The organism is Streptomyces sp. NPDC050636 (genome assembly GCF_040654775.1).
GTDB lineage: Bacteria > Actinomycetota > Actinomycetes > Streptomycetales > Streptomycetaceae > Streptomyces.
The window spans coordinates 66,631-82,704 of the sequence record NZ_JBFAIP010000015.1; the positions used below are offsets into that span (position 1 = coordinate 66,631).

Annotated in this window: 22 protein-coding genes, 1 tRNA gene and 1 pseudogene; 5 read left to right on the plus strand and 19 right to left on the minus strand. The window is 70.8% G+C overall.

From position 1 onward, the window contains the following. Positions 1–452 precede the first annotated feature (452 nt). A complete protein-coding gene (locus AB0I10_RS15220) occupies positions 453–911 on the plus strand; it encodes a hypothetical protein (RefSeq protein ID WP_363152910.1) in 459 nt (152 codons plus the stop codon). A gap of 85 nt (positions 912–996) precedes the next feature. Here AB0I10_RS15220 and AB0I10_RS15225 read toward each other — a convergent pair whose 3' ends face one another. From AB0I10_RS15225 to AB0I10_RS15245, 5 genes are all read right to left on the minus strand, one after another. Then, positions 997–1,308: a hypothetical protein gene (locus AB0I10_RS15225; protein ID WP_363152911.1), complete on the minus strand. Its 312-nt coding sequence runs from the start codon at positions 1,306–1,308 to the stop codon at positions 997–999. Positions 1,309–1,530: 222 nt separating this feature from the next. Continuing rightward, positions 1,531–1,617: transfer RNA gene (locus AB0I10_RS15230), tRNA-Ser, on the minus strand. A gap of 56 nt (positions 1,618–1,673) precedes the next feature. Beyond that, entirely contained in the window at positions 1,674–2,174 is a 501-nt protein-coding gene (gene tadA / locus AB0I10_RS15235; RefSeq protein WP_363152912.1) for a tRNA adenosine(34) deaminase TadA, read from the minus strand. Positions 2,175–2,238: 64 nt separating this feature from the next. Next, the gene (locus tag AB0I10_RS15240) at positions 2,239–2,766 is read right to left on the minus strand and encodes a hypothetical protein (protein ID WP_363152913.1); all 528 of its coding nucleotides are present in this window, start codon (positions 2,764–2,766) and stop codon (positions 2,239–2,241) included. A 220-nt stretch (positions 2,767–2,986) separates the two neighbouring features. Then, positions 2,987–3,193 carry a hypothetical protein gene (locus AB0I10_RS15245; protein ID WP_363152914.1) on the minus strand — a complete coding sequence of 69 codons (207 nt, stop codon included), beginning with the start codon at positions 3,191–3,193 and terminating at the stop codon, positions 2,987–2,989. A gap of 176 nt (positions 3,194–3,369) precedes the next feature. On the opposite strand from AB0I10_RS15245, the gene upp reads away from it, so the two are divergent. Beyond that, the gene (gene upp, locus AB0I10_RS15250) at positions 3,370–4,005 is read left to right on the plus strand and encodes a uracil phosphoribosyltransferase (RefSeq protein WP_363152915.1); all 636 of its coding nucleotides are present in this window, start codon (positions 3,370–3,372) and stop codon (positions 4,003–4,005) included. Positions 4,006–4,100: 95 nt separating this feature from the next. Here the strand turns inward: upp and AB0I10_RS15255 are convergent, their stop codons facing one another. The 3 genes from AB0I10_RS15255 to AB0I10_RS15265 all read right to left on the minus strand — a co-directional run bounded on the left by AB0I10_RS15255 (position 4,101) and on the right by AB0I10_RS15265 (position 6,058). After that, complete coding sequence (locus tag AB0I10_RS15255; RefSeq protein ID WP_363152916.1) at positions 4,101–4,748, minus strand: LytR C-terminal domain-containing protein; 648 nt, start codon at positions 4,746–4,748, stop codon at positions 4,101–4,103. A gap of 104 nt (positions 4,749–4,852) precedes the next feature. Continuing rightward, positions 4,853–5,149, minus strand: a complete 297-nt coding sequence (locus tag AB0I10_RS15260) for a type II toxin-antitoxin system VapB family antitoxin (RefSeq protein ID WP_030084955.1) — start codon at positions 5,147–5,149, stop codon at positions 4,853–4,855. Positions 5,150–5,356: 207 nt separating this feature from the next. After that, positions 5,357–6,058, minus strand: coding sequence for a DUF4232 domain-containing protein (locus AB0I10_RS15265; protein WP_363152918.1), 702 nt, complete (start codon positions 6,056–6,058; stop codon positions 5,357–5,359). A 314-nt stretch (positions 6,059–6,372) separates the two neighbouring features. Here AB0I10_RS15265 and AB0I10_RS15270 point away from each other — a divergent pair, with 314 nt between their 5' ends. Next, the gene (locus AB0I10_RS15270; protein ID WP_363152919.1) at positions 6,373–7,995 is read left to right on the plus strand and encodes a nitrilase-related carbon-nitrogen hydrolase; all 1,623 of its coding nucleotides are present in this window, start codon (positions 6,373–6,375) and stop codon (positions 7,993–7,995) included. On the opposite strand, the gene AB0I10_RS15275 is transcribed toward AB0I10_RS15270, so the two are convergent. Genes AB0I10_RS15275 through AB0I10_RS15285 form a run of 3 tightly spaced genes read right to left on the minus strand, consistent with a single transcriptional unit; the run spans position 7,984 to position 9,900 of the window. Further along, complete coding sequence (locus tag AB0I10_RS15275; RefSeq protein WP_363152920.1) at positions 7,984–8,598, minus strand: hypothetical protein; 615 nt, start codon at positions 8,596–8,598, stop codon at positions 7,984–7,986. The genes AB0I10_RS15270 and AB0I10_RS15275 overlap by 12 nt on opposite strands. Then, positions 8,595–9,293 carry a SigE family RNA polymerase sigma factor gene (locus tag AB0I10_RS15280; protein WP_363152921.1) on the minus strand — a complete coding sequence of 233 codons (699 nt, stop codon included), beginning with the start codon at positions 9,291–9,293 and terminating at the stop codon, positions 8,595–8,597. Before AB0I10_RS15280 ends, AB0I10_RS15275 begins: the two co-directional genes overlap by 4 nt. Positions 9,294–9,318: 25 nt before the next feature. Continuing rightward, complete coding sequence (locus tag AB0I10_RS15285) at positions 9,319–9,900, minus strand: LAETG motif-containing sortase-dependent surface protein (protein ID WP_363152922.1); 582 nt, start codon at positions 9,898–9,900, stop codon at positions 9,319–9,321. Between the two features lie 121 nt (positions 9,901–10,021). Between AB0I10_RS15285 and AB0I10_RS15290 the strand changes: the two are divergent. Beyond that, positions 10,022–10,510 (plus strand): annotated as a pseudogene (locus AB0I10_RS15290) (MMPL family transporter); the annotation flags it as partial. Positions 10,511–10,647: 137 nt separating this feature from the next. On the opposite strand, the gene AB0I10_RS15295 reads toward AB0I10_RS15290, so the two are convergent. From AB0I10_RS15295 to AB0I10_RS15315, 5 genes are all read right to left on the minus strand, one after another. Then, the gene (locus AB0I10_RS15295; protein WP_363152923.1) at positions 10,648–11,235 is read right to left on the minus strand and encodes an Imm21 family immunity protein; all 588 of its coding nucleotides are present in this window, start codon (positions 11,233–11,235) and stop codon (positions 10,648–10,650) included. Positions 11,236–11,594: 359 nt separating this feature from the next. Continuing rightward, positions 11,595–11,843 carry a hypothetical protein gene (locus AB0I10_RS15300; RefSeq protein ID WP_363152924.1) on the minus strand — a complete coding sequence of 83 codons (249 nt, stop codon included), beginning with the start codon at positions 11,841–11,843 and terminating at the stop codon, positions 11,595–11,597. Next, complete coding sequence (locus tag AB0I10_RS15305; RefSeq protein ID WP_363152925.1) at positions 11,840–12,085, minus strand: hypothetical protein; 246 nt, start codon at positions 12,083–12,085, stop codon at positions 11,840–11,842. Before AB0I10_RS15305 ends, AB0I10_RS15300 begins: the two co-directional genes overlap by 4 nt. Then, on the minus strand, positions 12,082–12,279 hold the full coding sequence (locus AB0I10_RS15310; RefSeq protein WP_363152926.1) for a hypothetical protein: 198 nt from the start codon (positions 12,277–12,279) through the stop codon (positions 12,082–12,084). Before AB0I10_RS15310 ends, AB0I10_RS15305 begins: the two co-directional genes overlap by 4 nt. Further along, the gene (locus tag AB0I10_RS15315; RefSeq protein ID WP_363152927.1) at positions 12,279–12,596 is read right to left on the minus strand and encodes a hypothetical protein; all 318 of its coding nucleotides are present in this window, start codon (positions 12,594–12,596) and stop codon (positions 12,279–12,281) included. The genes AB0I10_RS15310 and AB0I10_RS15315 overlap by 1 nt, the downstream gene beginning before the upstream one ends. Before the next feature lie 245 nt (positions 12,597–12,841). Here AB0I10_RS15315 and AB0I10_RS15320 point away from each other — a divergent pair, with 245 nt between their 5' ends. After that, positions 12,842–14,113 (plus strand): XRE family transcriptional regulator, encoded by a 1,272-nt coding sequence (locus AB0I10_RS15320; RefSeq protein ID WP_363152928.1) that lies wholly within the window; start codon positions 12,842–12,844, stop codon positions 14,111–14,113. Positions 14,114–14,116: 3 nt separating this feature from the next. Here the strand turns inward: AB0I10_RS15320 and cutA are convergent, their stop codons facing one another. From cutA to AB0I10_RS15335, 3 genes are all read right to left on the minus strand, one after another. Then, on the minus strand, positions 14,117–14,449 hold the full coding sequence (gene cutA, locus AB0I10_RS15325; RefSeq protein WP_363152929.1) for a divalent-cation tolerance protein CutA: 333 nt from the start codon (positions 14,447–14,449) through the stop codon (positions 14,117–14,119). 170 nt (positions 14,450–14,619) lie between these two features. After that, on the minus strand, positions 14,620–14,790 hold the full coding sequence (gene rpmF, locus AB0I10_RS15330) for a 50S ribosomal protein L32 (RefSeq protein WP_363152930.1): 171 nt from the start codon (positions 14,788–14,790) through the stop codon (positions 14,620–14,622). Between the two features lie 169 nt (positions 14,791–14,959). Beyond that, positions 14,960–16,036 (minus strand): NAD(P)-dependent alcohol dehydrogenase, encoded by a 1,077-nt coding sequence (locus tag AB0I10_RS15335; RefSeq protein WP_363152931.1) that lies wholly within the window; start codon positions 16,034–16,036, stop codon positions 14,960–14,962. Positions 16,037–16,074 lie beyond the last annotated feature (38 nt).

Below are 16,074 nucleotides of genomic sequence, written 5' to 3' on the forward strand. Positions count from 1 at the left end.
AGGCCCACCAAATGGGGTCCTTCGCCCAGCTGTTGAGGCGGGTCGGAGCGGCAGTATGGGTGATGTGTCCAGCGGATCTGGCAGGAATCCGCTGGTCCTGGGATCGGGACCTCGCTGCGGGGTCCGCGCCGCAAGCTTTCCCCTGACCGCGGCGCGGACTTGGAGGTTCGGTCCTCATCGGGGGAGGCGGCCTGTCCCCCCGACGCCGCTTCCCCCGACCTGAACGGCCGCCCGCCCCATGGGCCCGTCGCCGTTCCCTTTCGCCGGTCCCCTTCACCGTTCGCCGCGCCTCGCCGAGATCCCGCCGGTCCTCCGGAACCGGGCCGAGGGTGCCTTGCGTCCCTCTCCCCGTAAGGGTCCGCGCCGCACTCCTGCAGGCCGGGGCCCCGCCGGGGTGGCGCCCCTCCGCGCCCATAATGGCCGGACGCCCGAACTGGAGGGGGATTGGATCCATGGAGATGAACTCGGTACGCCGGCAAAGCGATTCGCGGCGGACGCGGAGGCGGTCGGCACAGCGGCGGCCGGCCGTGGTGCTCGCGCTGCTGTTCGGTCTGCTGGCCGCGGCTGCCGCACCGGCCGTCGCCGCGGGCGGGAGCCAGAGCGCACCGCGCACTGCGGCGACCACCACGTACGCGGCCGCCCAAGCGGCTGCCCGTACGGCGAGCACGGGGCACGCGACGGCCGCCACCGCCGCCTCGTCGCATCACCGCTCGACGCATGTCGATCTGGCCGACTTCAAGTCCAAGAAGTCGAAGTGGAAGTCGAAGGCGAAGAAGAAGTCGAAGGGCTTCTTCAAGAAGCTCGGCATCATCGCGATCGTGCTGTTCGTGATCTTCCTGATCATCGCCATCGTGGTGATCTGGCTGATCATCCACTTCGTCCGGCGCGCGCTGGGGCGGCGTAACGACTAGCACCCGATACGCGGTGCGGCGATGGGCCCGGCTCTCAGGAGCCGGGTCCATCGCCGTTTTGAGCGGGTCAGCGACGACAGTGGCGTCAGCTGTTCATGCACCTCTCGTAGGTGTCCAGGAGGATCTTGCCCGTCCTTGTCTCGTCGTCGGCCTTCAACGAGTACTGCTTGACCTTGTCCCAGTTCGGGTGCGCCTTGGCCTTCTCGTCCTGGGCGAGCTTCTTGTACCGGTCGCCTGCTATGAGGTGTGCGCGCGCTTCCTTGGCGTACTTCTCGCACTTGGCGCTGCCGGCCGACGCCGAGGCGGCACCTGCCGGAGCGGCGCCGGCGAAGGCGAGACCGGCGAAAGCCGCGGTCGCGACGGTGGCCGCTGCCAGCGAACGGGTCATTTTGCGCATATGTGCCGATTCCCCCATAGACCTTGGTCTTGGTCATGGCATGACGCTGAGTGCGCGCCGCCGGTGTCAGCCTAATTGTCGATCATGGAAGTCACCGTGGCCCTGCACGCAACTGGCGTCGACCGGAAGGCCGTTGGCCGGAATGCGGCGGCCGGAGCGACGGGAATCACGGGAACGACGAAGGCCCCGATCCGCAGGGGATCGGGGCCTTCGTCTTCAGAGCGGTAGCGGTGGGATTTGAACCCACGGAGGAGTTGCCCCCTCACGCGCTTTCGAGGCGCGCTCCTTCGGCCGCTCGGACACGCTACCGAGAGAGAGCTTAGCCCACAGGGGGCCGTGCGCCGAAATCGGATTCCCGTCGCTGGTCAGCGGTCCCGGAAGAAGGCGGTGAGCAGGGCCGCGCACTCGGCTTCGAGGACGCCGGTGATGACCTCGGGGCGGTGGTTGAGGCGGCGGTCGCGGACGACGTCCCAGAGGGAGCCGGCGGCGCCGGCCTTTGCGTCGCGGGCGCCGTAGACGACGCGGTCGACCCGGGAGAGGACGATCGCGCCGGCGCACATCGTGCAGGGTTCGAGGGTGACGAGCAGGGTGCAGCCGGTCAGCCGCCACTCTCCGACGGCGCGCGCCGCCGTCCGTAGCGCCAGGATCTCGGCGTGGGCGGTCGGGTCGCCGGTCGCCTCGCGTTCGTTGCGGCCGGTGCCGAGCACCGTGCCGTCCGGGGACAGGATGACGGCGCCCACCGGGACGTCACCGGTCCCGGGGGCGCGTGCCGCCTCCTCCAGCGCCTGGCGCATCGGGGCGATCCAGGGATCGCGCAGCGGGTCGGGCGCGGGGGAGGGCTCAGGGGCGGATGGGGGGACGGTCATGTCCCCAGTGTCGGGGACGTGACCGGGGGCCGGGCCCAGGGGCGGGACACGGGCCCGGCAGGGCTCAGCGCACGGCTTCCAGGACTTCCGTGCAGCCCAGGGCGTCGGCGATGGTGGAGAGCGCGTCGCCGTCGAGGGCGAGCAGCTGCTTCTCGCCGACTCCGAGGTCTTCCAGCAGCTCGGCGTCGCCGAGCGGGCCGCGCGGTACCGCGCCGCTCACCGCGTCGTCATCGCTGTTCTCCGGTTCCGTTTCGGTTTCGCCGTCCTCCGTGCCGTCCAGGTCGAGGCTGTCGAGGTCGTCCGCGTCGTTGTCCTCGCGGCCGAGGAGCTCGTCGGTCAGCATCGCGCCGTACGAGCTTCTTGCGGCAACGGCTGCATTGGAGAGGAACACCCGTGGGTCTTCCTCGCCGTCCACCCGGATGACGCCGAACCAGGCGTCCTCCTGTTCGATGAGCGCCACCACTGTGTCGTCGTCGATCGCCACCTCTCGGGCCAGCTCGGCCAGATCGGCCAGCGTCTCCACATTGTCGAGCTCCGTATCGCTCGCTTCCCACCCGTCTTCGGTGCGCGCGAGCAGTGCGGCGAAGTACACCGTGACTCTCCCACTGGTCATAGGCGTGCCGGGCCGGGCGGGGCGGCGTTGCACGCCGTGGTCCCGCCCCTTCGGAATCGTGGCAGAAACATCGCGTTCGCGCGGGGTCTTCGGCGCTGCGTCGTGATGAGGATGTGAGAGATGTCGCTCACGTGCCGCAGCGCGGGAGGGGGCGCGGGGGCCTGGGACCGCCCGGGGAACGAGGACCGGGGCAGGCGGGCTACCAGCGGAACGTGCGCATCCGCATCGCCTGGCGCATCCGTGCGGCCCGCGCGCGGCGCGGCTTTACGCGGTCCCGTAGCTCCCTCGCCTCATGCAGCTCACGGAGGAACTGCGCCCGGCGCCTTCGGCGCGCCGCGTTGCTCTCGACGCCCTGGGCACCGGAATCGGCGTCCCTCGTGTCGTCGATCCGCTTACGGTCCGGCACGCTGCACACACCGCCTCGGGTGGGTCCTCGCCCGATACCGAGTCGACGCATCGGGCGTACGTGCTCACTTTCCCTCGTTTTGGTGGGTTGATGCCAGCGCAGATATGCACCCGGGACGGTCGCCGGGCGCCGCAGGGCGGGCGTCGCGGCCGCGAGGCTCGGCTACTGTCGATGTCATGCGGATCCACGTCGTCGACCACCCGCTGGTGGCGCACAAACTCACCACACTGCGCGACAAGCGCACCGACTCCCCGACTTTCCGGCGGCTCGCCGACGAGCTGGTCACCCTGCTCGCCTACGAGGCCACCCGTGATGTGCGCACCGAGCAGGTCGACATCGAGACCCCGGTGACGGGGACCACCGGCGTGCGGCTCTCGCACCCGCGCCCCATGGTCGTACCGATCCTGCGGGCCGGCCTGGGCATGCTGGACGGCATGGTCCGGCTGCTGCCCACCGCCGAGGTCGGCTTCATGGGCATGGTGCGCAACGAGGAGACCTACGAGGCGCATACGTACGCGACGCGGATGCCCGACGACCTCTCGGGGCGCCAGGTGTATGTCGTGGACCCGATGCTGGCCACCGGCGGCACGCTGGTCGCGGCGATCCGCGAGCTGATCAAGCGCGGTGCGGACGATGTCACGGCGATCTGCCTGCTGGCCGCGCCGGAGGGCGTCGAGGTCATGGAGCGGGAGCTGGCCGGCTCGCCGGTGACGGTGGTCACCGCGGCGGTCGACGAGCGGCTGAACGAGGACCGCTACATCGTGCCGGGGCTCGGTGACGCGGGCGACCGGATGTACGGCACGGCCGGCTGAGACGGCCGGATTTCTTACTCGATCACTGCTCGGGCCCCTCGCCGATGGATGGCGAGGGGCCCGAGTGCTGCGGTCTCACGTGTTCTGCCGCGGCCTCAGCACTTGTCGCGGGACGGGGGCGGAGACGGTTTGGTCAGCAGGGCCAGTGACTTCGCGGCGTCCTTCGGCTTGGCCAGTTCCTTGAACGTGTCGCCGAGGATCAGGTCGAGTTCGGTGCCCTTGCGGTCGTCCGTCTTCTGCTCCGCGCCTGCCAGCTGGGTGGCCAGCACCTTCAGCGGGCCGCCGGCCGCGGCCTTGGGGCCGAGCAGTATCCCGGAGCCCTTGACCTTCTTGTCGTAGACCGCCGGGGCGTTGCCCACCTTGCCGATCTTGAAGCCGCGCTTCTTGAGCTCGTCGGCGGTGCGCTTGGCGAGGCCGGCGTGCGGGGTGGCGTTGAAGACATTGACCGTCAGGGCCGCGGGCTTGGGCGGCTTGTCGGCGGCGGGCTTGGCGTGCGACCCGCCCGCCGTGTCGGCCTTCCGGCATTTCTCCTTGTCCTGGGAAGCCTGGGCCGTATTGCCCCTGCCACCGAAGACATCGATGAGCTGCAGGGTTCCCCAGCAGGCCAGGCCGAGGGCGCAGGCCGCGGCCACGATGGTGAGGACGATCCGGCGGCGGTGTCGGGGACGGCGCATCCGCGGGTACCTGTCGCCCGTGATGCGGTACTTCTTACCGCCCATGCCTGGGGGCGTCAGCATGCTCATGGGCGCAGCGTAGTGCGGGGCGGTGGCCATGCCTACTAAATGATCAACGCGTGGCGTGAGACCCAACCCAAAAGGCTCAATTCGGGCCTGGGATGCCCGTTATGTCAGCCCAGTTCGAGCACGCGGGCATGCAGTACCTGGCGCTGCTGGAGGGCCGCGCGCACGGCGCGGTGCAGCCCGTCCTCCAGGTAGAGATCGCCTTCCCACTTCACGACATGCGCGAAGAGGTCGCCGTAGAACGTCGAGTCCTCGGCGAGCAGCGTTTCGAGGTCGAGCTGCTGCTTGGTCGTCACCAATTGGTCGAGGCGTACCGGGCGCGGGGCGACGTCCGCCCACTGGCGGGTGCTCTCCCGGCCGTGGTCGGGGTACGGCCGCCCATTTCCGATGCGCTTGAAGATCACACGGAAAGCCTACCGGGCGAGCGGCACCGGGCGCAGCCATGCCGCAGCAGCGCAAAGGGTGTGAATCCCGATAAACGGGGAGTGACGTGTGGGGGTGGAGTCGGTGATTGTCAGGGGTGGGCGGGGTGGTGGCCGCTTCTTCGGCGCATCGGAATTCGACACGAATGGGTTACGGGACGGGCTGCGGGCAGGCGCCGGGCCGGGCGGTCACCACTTCAGAGCGTCCGCGCGGCATGACTGCCAGTAGGTGACCTTGGCGGTGTCCATGTCGACGTACACCGGGGCGCCGCCGTCCAGGCCGACCTGGGTCGGGGTGGTGTGGCGGGCCAGCGCGACGCCGAACTGGGAGATCTTCTCGCCCTTGCCGTCCGGGAGGTCGGCGGCGGAGGTGATGATTCCGGCGTACGCGGTCGCGCGGGGAGCGAGTGAGAGGGCGGCCTTCCGCTTGCTGCGCCTGATCACGGGGGTGGCGTGCCGCTGCTCGCCGTTGAACCGGAGCTTCGGGTAGGGCTGGGCGGCGAAGTCGCAGGTCCGGTCGGAGATATTGGTGACGGTCAGGATCATGTGGTTGATCGGCCGCCGCGCGGCGCCGGCATGGAACCTGAGCATCTCCGGGATGCAGGCGACCTGCGCGCCGGAGGCCTTGAGCTCGGTGGGCTTGGCCGTGGGCTTGGCTGTGGGCGTGGGCCTGGTGGTGCTGCCGCTGTCGGATGTCGCGCCGCCGCCGGATGCCGCACCGTCCTTCGCCGATGTGCTGCTGTCCGCCGACGGGGATGCGGCGGGCGATGCGGGGTCGTTCCTGCCGCCGCTGTGGCCCTGGCATGCGGTGAGCGACAGCACGGTGGCGAGCAGCGAAGCGACGGCTATCCCGCGGCCGCGGCGGGTGGTGGCGGTACGGATGAACGGCATGGTGGGCTCCCCCGGGGACGGCGGCTGAGCGGTGGTGCGACCGGTGAAGGCGGACACCGGTCGGTGTGGTGTGTACATGATCTTCGGTGGCGGCACTGCTGATCGACTAACGAGTGGCTAACGTGCGCTGCGGCCGACCGGTGCATGGCTCCGAAGGCGGCAGCCTGACGAAAGTAAGGGATACGTCCCGACGAACGGCAGCGGTGCCAAGTGTCCTGCCGTCCCTAGCGTTCCCCTCGCGTCCCATCCGCCGATGCTGTTGCGGAGGCCGTTGCGGATGCCCATACGGATGGTGACCACGAGGGGAGACACGGGTGTTTGGGCTGCGGGAACGGAAGAGAGGGACGGCGCCGCGCGCGGAAGGGGCGGAAGAGGGAGTTGAGGCGTCGCGCGGTCGGGCGTCGGGGCGTCGGCTATGGCTCGCCGGTGCCGTACTGCTGGTCCTCGCCGTGCACAGCAACTGGCATGTCGCGCTTGCCGCCTGGCTGTTCCCGGTCTTTTTGCTGCGTTACGCGCGGCTGCGGCCGGCCCGCCGCGGACTGCTCCGGGTCGGGTACGCGGTGGGGCTCGCCACGCTGCTGTGGCTGGTCTCGACGGGGCTGGTCTTCGTGCCGACCGCGGTGGGGGTGTTCGCGGTGCTCGCGGTGGCGCAGACGCTGCCGTTCGTCGCCGACCGGCTGATCGCGGCGCGCACCGGGTCGGCGCTGTCGACGCTGGTCTTCCCGGTGGTGCTGGTCTGCGGCGAGTATCTCTTCACACGGCTGGCCGACTTCGGCGACTACGGGGCGCTCGGCTTCACCCAGCACGGCTTTCTGCCGCTGGTCCAACTCGCCTCCGTCACCGGTGTGTACGGCGTCAGCTTCGTGGTGGCGTGGACCGCTTCGGTGGCGCACTGGGTGTGGCAGCGCGGCTTCCGGTGGCCGGAGGTCCGGCGGACCGCGCTGGTGTGGGCCGGGGTGCTGGCCGTCGTGCTGGGCGCCGGTGGCGTACGGCTGGTGTTCTTCGCGCCGACGACGGACACCGTACGGGTCGCCGGCATCAGCGCGGGGCGCGCGGCGGAACGGGCCACGCGGCAGGCGCTGGACTGGAACGGGCAGGAATGGTGGCGGCCCCGGTCGGAGCTGCGGGCCCACCCGGAGCGGGTGCGGAAGGCGCTGGCACCGGTGGCCGACGACCTGGTGGCGGCCACCGACCGCGAGGCGCGGGCCGGTGCACGGATCGTGGTGTGGCCGGAGACCCAGGCCGCGGTGCTGGACGGCGACCGGCAGCGGCTGCTCGGGCGGGTGGCGAAGATCGCCCGCGCCCGGCACACCTACGTCAGCACCGCCTTCGCGCTCTACACCCAGGACGCGCCCTACGTACGGAATGTGGCCGCCCTGGTCACGCCCGAGGGGAAGGTCGCGTGGACGTACGACAAGACGCACCCCACTCCCATGGAGCGGAATGCGCCGGGGAAGGGGGACGTCCCGGTGGTGGACTCGCCGTACGGGCGGCTGTCCGCGGTGATCTGCTACGACGCCGACTTCCCGGAGCTGATGCGGCAGGCGGCGGATAAGGGCACCGCCTTGATGATGGTGCCCGCCAACGACTGGATCGGCTTTGAGGCGCTGCACGCACAGCGGGCCGTCTTCCGGTCGGTGGAGTACGGCTATGCGACGGTCCGGCAGTCCGTGAACGGGATCGCCACGGCGGTCGACCACCAGGGCCGCACGCGCGGTGCGGCGGATTACTTCACCGCGGATCGGCAGACCCTGGTCGCCGAGGTGCCGGTGCAGCCGCGGACGCAGACGGTCTATGGCGCGGTCGGCGACGCATTCGCGTGGTCGTGCGTCGGAGGGACGGCGGGCGTGGTGGCGCTCGGGGTGCTGTGGCGGCGACGCGGCAGTGTTTCACGTGAAACGGGGCGGATGGTGGCCGCGGGTACGTCAACGCGCTGATGCGGACGGGGAGTTGGCGGACTGTTCGTCGGGTTTGGTGGAGCCCGGGGGCGTGGGGGTCGGTGAGGGGGGCGGGGCGGAGGTGGGCTGCCCGCCCTCCTCGGTCGGCCGGGCAGTGGGGGTGCTCGTCGCAGTGCCCTCAGGTGGCCGGCCGGGGTCGGCTCCGGGCGTTCGCGAGCCGGATCCGGAGGGCCTGGCGGACGGGCTGCCGCCCGGTGATGACTCGCCGGCCGAGGGGCCGGGGGCCGGGCCGGTCTGCTTCGGGGGCGGGGAAGGGCTCACCGGGCTCACCGGGCTCGGCGGCGACGCGGGACCGGGCCGGGCGGGCGGAGCGGCGGGAGCGAGCGCGAGATAGCCGACGGCGACGGCGGTGGCCGCGGCGGCCGCCGCCAGCGGCAGCCCGAAGCGGCGCAGCCAGGGTCGCGGGCCGGGCAGACGGCCGTGGCGCAGATGCGGTCCCGGCGGCTCGGCGGGCCGTAGGTCCCGTACGTCGATCGACTCGGCGCGGGCCGCGAACGCCCGCCGCAGCCGCTCCTCCACGGGGCGCTCGGGGCACTCGTCACCTGCACTCGTACCGAAGCCGCCGCTGCCGTGGCCGTTCATGACCGCGCCTCCAAGATCTTCTCCAGGGAGTCCAGGGCGCGGCTGGCGATGGACTTCACCGAGCCGCGACTGATGCCGAGCGTCGCCGCGATCTGTGCCTCGGTCAGATCGCCCCAGTAGCGCAGTACGAGGACCTCCCGGCGGCGCGCGGTCAGCCCGTTCAGCGCGGCGAACACCTCTCGGTGCTCCTCGTCCAGCACGATCCGCTCCTCGGCGGATGGTGCGTCCGCCTCGTGCGGCGGGGTGTAGTCCCGCGCGGTACGACGGCGCCGCAGCACCGAGCGGGCCGCGTTGACGACGGCGGTACGCAGATAGGCGAGGGCGTTGTCGACCTCGCCGAGCTGTTCGCCGTGGCGTTTGTACAGCGCGGCGAATGCGTCCTGGACGACGTCCTCGGCGGTGGCGCGGTCGTCGACGAGCATGACGGCCAGCCGGACCATGTTCAGCCGGTGCGCGTGGTAGAGCTCGCTGATCGTCGGACGGGGGTCTGCTGACGGGGCGGAGGCCGGCAACTGGGCCTGGGCGTCGGTCAGTTCGCCGGTGTCGGGGGAGTGGCGCGGGTATCCGGGGTGATGGCCTTCGCGACGCGTCATCGCCGGGCGGGCGGCACGCAGCAGCCACTGCCACAGGCCGTGCCGCGGCCCCGGTACGGCGAACCGTACCGGGGCGCTGTGCGGGGTGGCGGAGTACTCCATCGATTCCTCGGGGCGGGCGCGGGGCTCAGGCGCGCCGGCGGCGGACGACGTAGAGGGTGCCGCCGCCCGCGGCGAGCAGGGCGGCGGCACCGCCGGCCAGCCCCATGGTGGCGGCGGGGGAGGCGCCGGTGCGGGCGAGTTGGCCGTGCCCGTCGGCGGGGGCGGGGCTCGGCTTGGCGTCGTGGCCGCGCTCAGGTGCGGCGGTCGGCTTCGGGCCGGGGCTGGACGGGGCGGCGGTCGGCTCGGCGCTGGTCCCGGGCGCTGTGGGCCGGGCGGACGGGGCCGCGGTGGTGGATTCGTCCGGGGTGGGGGCCGGCGTCGAGGGGGCGGCGGTCGGACGCGGTGATTCGGGGGCGGTGGTCGGGCGCGGTGATGCGGAGGTGGGCGCCGATGCGGGAGCGCCGGCTGTGGGGCGCTCCGCCTTCGCCGCCGGGGCGTCGGCGTGCGCGGCGGTGGCCGTGGACAGCGCCGACAGCGTGACCGCCGCGAGCAGCGCGGCGCCGGCCGCACCACGGAGGTGTGTACGGGAGGCGGGGCGTGCGGCGCGCTTCGGGGCGCCGTCGGATGCGGACGGCTCGTGACGGCGGGAGGTGGGCGAGAGGTTCACTGGTCGGCTGCTCCACGTTCGACGGGCGGCGCCTGATGGCGCCCTCACCCGTGACGACGTGTGGCGGGGACCCGGGTTGCCGACCGGTGCGGGAAATCTTCGGGCGCCCTCAGCCCACGCTGTCATCGGACTGATCGGTGTCGTGTTGAACCTGCTGTCCGCCGGGGCCGCGTTCGGCCTGGTCGTGGTCTTCTTCCAACACGGTCTGGCGAGCACACTGTTCGGCTTCGACCCGGCGGCGACCAGCGCGATCGGCTCTCGCGTGCCGTTCTTCCTCTTCGTCATCCTCTTCGGTCTGTCGATGGACTACCAGGTGTTCGTCGTCAGCCGTATTCGCGAGGCGGCGCTGCGCGGCGTGCCCACCCGGCAGGCGGTCGTGCACGGCATCGGCGCTTCGGCCAAGGTCGTGACCAGCGCGGCAGTGGTGATGGTGACGGTCTTCGCCAGCTTTATGTTCCTGCACCTGGCCGAGATGAAGCAGATCGGCTTCAGCCTCGCGGTGGCCGTACTCCTGGATGCCTTCGTCATCCGGGTCATGATCCTTCCGTCGGCGATGGTGCTTCTGGGGCAGGTGAGTTGGTGGTCGTCCCGGAGGATGCGCCGGGCGCAGGAGCGGGGGACGGGGGACGGGGGAGCGAGGGAGCGGGGGACGGAAAGGCTGCCGTATCCCGGCCCTCCCTCCAGCCCTCCCTCCGGCCCTCATCCCAGTCCTTACGCCAGTCCCTATCCCAGTCCCTACCCCGGCTCTTAGGCGCTGTCGGCCACTAGCTGGACCAGACCGATCCAGGTGTGCTCGCCGGCCTCGGTGTGGACGGCGCGGACCGTCCACCGGCCGGCGGGTATGAGGACCGGGGCCTGCTCCGGCAGTCCGCCGCCGATGGGGTACTCGATGCCGAGGTCGGTCCCGGAGGTGACGGAGTCCATGAGCACGGCCGCGCCGTCCGTCTTCCATGTGCCGCACTCCTCCCACGCGGTGGCGGGGGCGGCGAGGACGGCCTCGGCCGCGGCGATCAGATCGGCCTCGGAGTCGGCGGCCAGCCAGCGCAGGAAGGCCCGGTGCTCCGGGAGGTAGCGGCTGCGGGCGGGCTCGTCGGCCAGGACCAGTGCCTGCGCGCCGTCCCCACCCACGGCGATCACCCCGGCCCAGCCGTCCACCTCGCAGGCGCGGTCGTAATCATCCGGGCCGTCCGCCCTTCCCGCCCCGCCCGCTTGGGCGCAGCCGCCCCAACCCGGCAGCGCGGAGACGGGGACGGCTATCAGCGGGCCGCCCATGGACTCCACCCAATGCCGGGACTGCCGCGCCGAACCGGCAACGGTGCGTGGGGAGATGCTCATGCCGCCAGTGTGCCCTGAGCCACTGACAACTGCTGGCAGTGCCTTTCTGTGACCTACCCCGGGCGGCCGGTCGGCCATCGAAGGGGCTGAGTGAAGGGGCGGGATTTCGGGCCCGCCACTTAGCGGTCCCGCCCGGTGCAGGAGATCACCGGGCGGGACCTGTTTCCCTCACCGCGTTGCCGCGCGGCATCCTTCAAGGGAGCATCCCGGGAGACTCCCCGCAGGGCGGACCGGGCCGGGAGTGAGCCCGTCGGCTCAAGCGGAACACGTGCTGTCCCTGCTCTCGGCTTGTCCGGTCGGGGGAAGATGTGCGGGCGGGGCGGCTGGAGCCAGGCCACGGCAGCCCTGCCCTGCCTGTCCTACGTCGCGGGAGGAGCACCGTCCGCCGCCGCGTTGGTCAGGTAGGCGGTGAAGAACTGGAATCCCTTCATCTCAAAGCGCCTGTCCCCGGTGAGCCCGGCATGCTTGAGGCACCACCACTGCGCTTCATCAGCGGACGCGGTATCGACGCAGCGCTCCCCGCAGTCCAGGCATTCACCGACAAACCGCAGCGACACTTCCGAATCGGCCGCCAGCGTCCACTCGGCGAACCGGTAACGCGCCCTCATGCCCTCCCCTCCCCATGGTCCGGGGCGTCGCCACCCGATGTCTGTACAGCGTCGATGCACTCGGCGAGACCACGCAGCACCCCCGCCAACTCCTCCTCGGACAACTCATCCATCCACGCGGCACGGGCCTTCAGGTCCGCCCGCATCCGGTCAAGCTGCCGGTACAACTCCCGATACCTGACATGCCGACACCACGCCTCTTCGGCCCAGTCGCGCAGCCGTGACCACACGCCCGCGCTCATGACCGCGCCGCCTTCGTGTGGGGGTGGCTGCCGATCTCGATGTTGCAGTCGATCACCTTCGACAGGTCTCCGACGGCTCGCGCCCCCGCACGCTGCCCTGCCAGAGCCAGACACACATCGCACCCGGCAACCGGCTCCGGCTCCGGCGTCGATACCGGTTCCTTCAGGTGGACGGGGCGGCAGTTGAGGGGCATCAGGACGTCACCTCCACACCGTGGATCCAGCGGGGTCCGGCGTCGTACCCGTGGACCGCCAGCCACAGTGACCGCCGCCGCCCGCGCTGCAACCGCCGCTCCTGCCGCTCTTCGGGTGTGAGGACGTACGGGCGGATCAGGGCAGTGTCCTCACCACGCAGTAGCCCCTGCTGCCCGGCGGTCACGCGGGGAAGTACGAGCGTCGGCGCGTCCGTGCACCCCATGGCAGGCGGTGCGCCGGCGGACCGGTGACGCCCCCGCGCGGGCAGTAACAGTCCCAACAGCAATTCGAAGATCCACGCGCTATGTTTGCGCATGCTGTCAACCTCCTACCGGTTGATGGCCACGCCCCCGGACCGGTCGCACGGTTGCGGGGGTCTGATAGGTCCAACTGTCCGCGCTGGTAGAGCCGGTGACTTCCCGCCCACGGGTATCCCCATCATGGGTAGGCTGACGCTTCGGCCAATGCGGCACACTGTCACCAGCAGGCGCGACGGGGCACTTCATGACCGGTTACGTACCGCCGACCGCGCTCCCGCGCGGACTCTTGTCCCATGTGGAGATGAGAGCCGCGCTCGCGGCCCATGACTTCGGCACGGTGTTCCGTCTCGCGCGCAGTGAGGCAGGGATCAGTTACTCGAAGATCGCGGCCGAGTGCGACATCAAACCGGAACGTGTCGGGTTACTGGCACGCGGCATCGGCAGCGTGACGACCTTCGAGAAGGTCGCGCGGATTGCCGTCGCACTGCGCATTCCCGGAGGACTGCTCGGTCTCGCGCCCCGCGAGTGGGAGGCCCCGGCTTGCCGTGCGCTCCCCACGCCTGCACATGCCACCGCTACGGACGGAGACGGAGACGAAGTGCAGCGCAGAGAGTTCTTCAAGGCATCGGCCGTGGCCGGGCTCGCCGTCGGGTTGTCTGACCTCACGCGTCCTCAGAGGGTCCGCCGAGTCGTGAGCAATGTCCCTGAGCAACTCCGGGAGCGCACGGCCAGACTGCGGCGCCTTGATGACGTGCTCGGCGGAGGTGACACGTACCGCGTCTACCTCGGCGAGTACCAGGCCACGAAGGCACTGATGCGTGATGCCACATACACCGAGGAGACGGGCCGAGCCCTCCTCTCCGTGCTCGCCGAGCAGGCGCAGCAAGCCGGTTGGGCCGCATTCGACGGCGGCAAGCACGCCATTGCGAGCAGCCTGTACGAGGCCAGCCACGAGGCTGCCACGGAAGCAGGAGACAAGGCTCTAGCAGGCAACGCGCTCGCCTTCCTCGCTTACCAGAAGGTCAACGGCGACCGACAGGCCGGAATCGAGACCGCCGCCCGCTCGTGTGCAACAGCGGGCCCCGACGCTGCCTCAGGCGTCCGAGCCCTCCTGTACGAGCGGCTCGCATGGGCATACGCCGTCGCCGGGCTTGCAGTCGAGACGGAACGCGCGCTCGACTCTGCCACATCTGCACTCGCCGAGGCCGACGACGCTCCACAACCGGACTGGGTGGCGTGGGTCGACCGCAACGAGTTGCAGATCATGAGCGGCCGGTGCTGGACGGAGTTGCGGCGCCCGCTGCGCGCCGTTCCGGTCCTGGAATCAGCGCTCGCCACATACGACGACACCCACGCCCGGGACAAGAGCCTGTACCTGTCGTGGCTGGCCGACTCCTACCTGACAGCCCGGGAGGTTGAGCAAGCCGCGACCGCCACCGGCCGAGCGCTGGACCTCTGCGCCGGGGTGGCTTCGGTGCGCCCACGGGAACGGCTTGCTCCCGTCCTGCGACGGCTCGGCGAGCACCGGACCGTGCCCGCCGTCGCCGAGGTCTTGGAGAAGGCCCGCCCCTGACACTTACTCGCCGGGGGTTGGTCCGACGGTCGTGGCGATCCAACGGAGGTACGCATCCGACCCGGCCACGAGGGGCACGGCCGAGACCTCGGGGTTCTTCCAAGGGTGATGTTTCAGGAGGTGCGCCTCCAACGCGGCGTATCCGTCGGCCCGGCTCTTGAGCAGGAGTTGCCACTCCTCGCCCGTCCCGAACTCGCCCGCATGCCAGAAGGCGGAGACCACGGGGCCAACGATCTGGGCACCAGCCGCGAGACGACCTGTCACTACGGAACGGGCCAGCTCTACCGCCTGCTCGCGCGTCTCCGTCGCTGTGGAAACCTGGAGGAAATCAGCCATGCGGCGAGCGTAGCTGTGATGGTGGCGCTGGAGCGTGGATTGCTGTCCTGAGGGGCCGGACCCAGTGGAGCGCGTCACGGCGACCTGCACGTGTGCCCACCGCCGCCGCTGCCCGCGCCGAGGAACCCCGAGAGCACGGTGACGGGCAGCCGGGGGTGCGCCATGGCCGGTCAGTCCTTCGGGTCGATCAGGCCGAGCTTGTACGCCTTCGCGAGACGCTGCGGGACCTGGTACACGGAGCCGTCGACGGTGATCGGCACCAGCTGGGGCGTGGTCGCCTTCCACTGGGCGCGACGGTGGCGGGTGTTGCTGCGGGAGAGCTTGCGCTTGGGTACGGCCATGGGTTTCGGGCCTCCTCCGGGTGGGCGGGGTACGGGAGGTTAGAGGCTATATGGAAATGGGTACCGTTTCCAATTAGTGCCATGGGGTCACGGCACACGAACGCCCGGGACGGCCGTCAGGAGGCCGTCCCGGGCGTTCACACTCACACCGGGTGAGCGGGATACCGGGTCAGATCGTCGAGGCGTCGATCACGAACCGGTAGCGGACGTCGCTGGCGAGCACCCGCTCGTACGCCTCGTTGATCTGCTCCGCACCGATCACCTCGATGTCCGCGGCCAGGCCGTGCTCACCGCAGAAGTCGAGCATCTCCTGTGTCTCCGCGATGCCGCCGATCAGCGAACCGGCGAAGGACCGCCGCTGGCCGATCAGTGCGAAGGGGGCGACGGGCAGCGGGTTCTCGGGGACGCCGAGCTGGACGAGCGTGCCGTCGGTCTTGAGCAGCTCGAAGTAGGCGTTGAGGTCGAGGTTGGCGGAGACCGTGTTGACGATCAGGTCGAAGGTGCCCGCCAGCCGCTCGAAGGTGGCCGGGTCGGAGGTCGCGTAGTAGTGGTCGGCGCCCAGCCGCAGGCCGTCGTCCTTCTTGCGCAGCGACTGGCTCAGGACGGTCACCTCGGCACCCATGGCGTGGGCGATCTTGACGCCCATGTGCCCGAGGCCGCCCAGGCCCACGACCGCGACCTTCTTGCCGGGGCCGGCCTTCCAGTGCGCGAGCGGGGAGTAGAGGGTGATGCCGGCGCACAGCAGTGGGGCCGCGCCGTCCAGCGGGATGCCGTCCGGGATGCGAAGGGCGTAGTTCTCGTCGACGACGATGTGGGTGGAGTAGCCGCCGTAGGTGGGCTGCCCGTCGCGGCCGGTGCCGGCGTAGGTGTTGACCATGCCCGGCTCGCCGGTGCAGTACTGATCCAGACCGGACTTGCAGTTCTCGCACTCCCGGCAGGAGTCGACGAAGCAGCCGACGCCGACCCGGTCGCCCGCCTCGTACCGGCTGACCTCGGAGCCGACCTCGGTGACCACGCCGGCGATCTCATGGCCGGGGACGATCGGGAAGTTCCCGTCGACGATCGGGGAGTTCCCGGCGTCGCCCCACTCGGCGCGGACGGTGTGGATGTCGGAATGGCAGATTCCGGCGTACTTGATGTCGATCAGGATGTCGTGGGCACCCAGCTCGCGGCGCGGGATCGTGATCCGCTCCAGCGGGGCCTTGGGTGCGGGTGCGGCGTACGCGGCGACAGAGGTGTGGGTCATGGCATCGAGAGTGCGCTGGTCGGAGGGGCGTAGCCAGT

Coding starts and splice junctions, on each gene's coding strand:
- AB0I10_RS15220 (WP_363152910.1), top strand. CDS start 453: ATGGAGATGAACTCGGTACGCCGGCAAAGCGATTCGCGGCGGACGCGG.
- AB0I10_RS15225 (WP_363152911.1), bottom strand. CDS start 1,308: ATGCGCAAAATGACCCGTTCGCTGGCAGCGGCCACCGTCGCGACCGCG.
- tadA (WP_363152912.1), bottom strand. CDS start 2,174: ATGACCGTCCCCCCATCCGCCCCTGAGCCCTCCCCCGCGCCCGACCCG.
- upp (WP_363152915.1), top strand. CDS start 3,370: ATGCGGATCCACGTCGTCGACCACCCGCTGGTGGCGCACAAACTCACC.
- AB0I10_RS15255 (WP_363152916.1), bottom strand. CDS start 4,748: ATGAGCATGCTGACGCCCCCAGGCATGGGCGGTAAGAAGTACCGCATC.
- AB0I10_RS15265 (WP_363152918.1), bottom strand. CDS start 6,058: ATGCCGTTCATCCGTACCGCCACCACCCGCCGCGGCCGCGGGATAGCC.
- AB0I10_RS15275 (WP_363152920.1), bottom strand. CDS start 8,598: ATGAACGGCCACGGCAGCGGCGGCTTCGGTACGAGTGCAGGTGACGAG.
- AB0I10_RS15280 (WP_363152921.1), bottom strand. CDS start 9,293: ATGGAGTACTCCGCCACCCCGCACAGCGCCCCGGTACGGTTCGCCGTA.
- AB0I10_RS15295 (WP_363152923.1), bottom strand. CDS start 11,235: ATGAGCATCTCCCCACGCACCGTTGCCGGTTCGGCGCGGCAGTCCCGG.
- AB0I10_RS15300 (WP_363152924.1), bottom strand. CDS start 11,843: ATGAGGGCGCGTTACCGGTTCGCCGAGTGGACGCTGGCGGCCGATTCG.
- AB0I10_RS15305 (WP_363152925.1), bottom strand. CDS start 12,085: ATGAGCGCGGGCGTGTGGTCACGGCTGCGCGACTGGGCCGAAGAGGCG.
- AB0I10_RS15310 (WP_363152926.1), bottom strand. CDS start 12,279: ATGCCCCTCAACTGCCGCCCCGTCCACCTGAAGGAACCGGTATCGACG.
- AB0I10_RS15315 (WP_363152927.1), bottom strand. CDS start 12,596: ATGCGCAAACATAGCGCGTGGATCTTCGAATTGCTGTTGGGACTGTTA.
- AB0I10_RS15320 (WP_363152928.1), top strand. CDS start 12,842: ATGAGAGCCGCGCTCGCGGCCCATGACTTCGGCACGGTGTTCCGTCTC.
- cutA (WP_363152929.1), bottom strand. CDS start 14,449: ATGGCTGATTTCCTCCAGGTTTCCACAGCGACGGAGACGCGCGAGCAG.
- rpmF (WP_363152930.1), bottom strand. CDS start 14,790: ATGGCCGTACCCAAGCGCAAGCTCTCCCGCAGCAACACCCGCCACCGT.
- AB0I10_RS15335 (WP_363152931.1), bottom strand. CDS start 16,036: ATGACCCACACCTCTGTCGCCGCGTACGCCGCACCCGCACCCAAGGCC.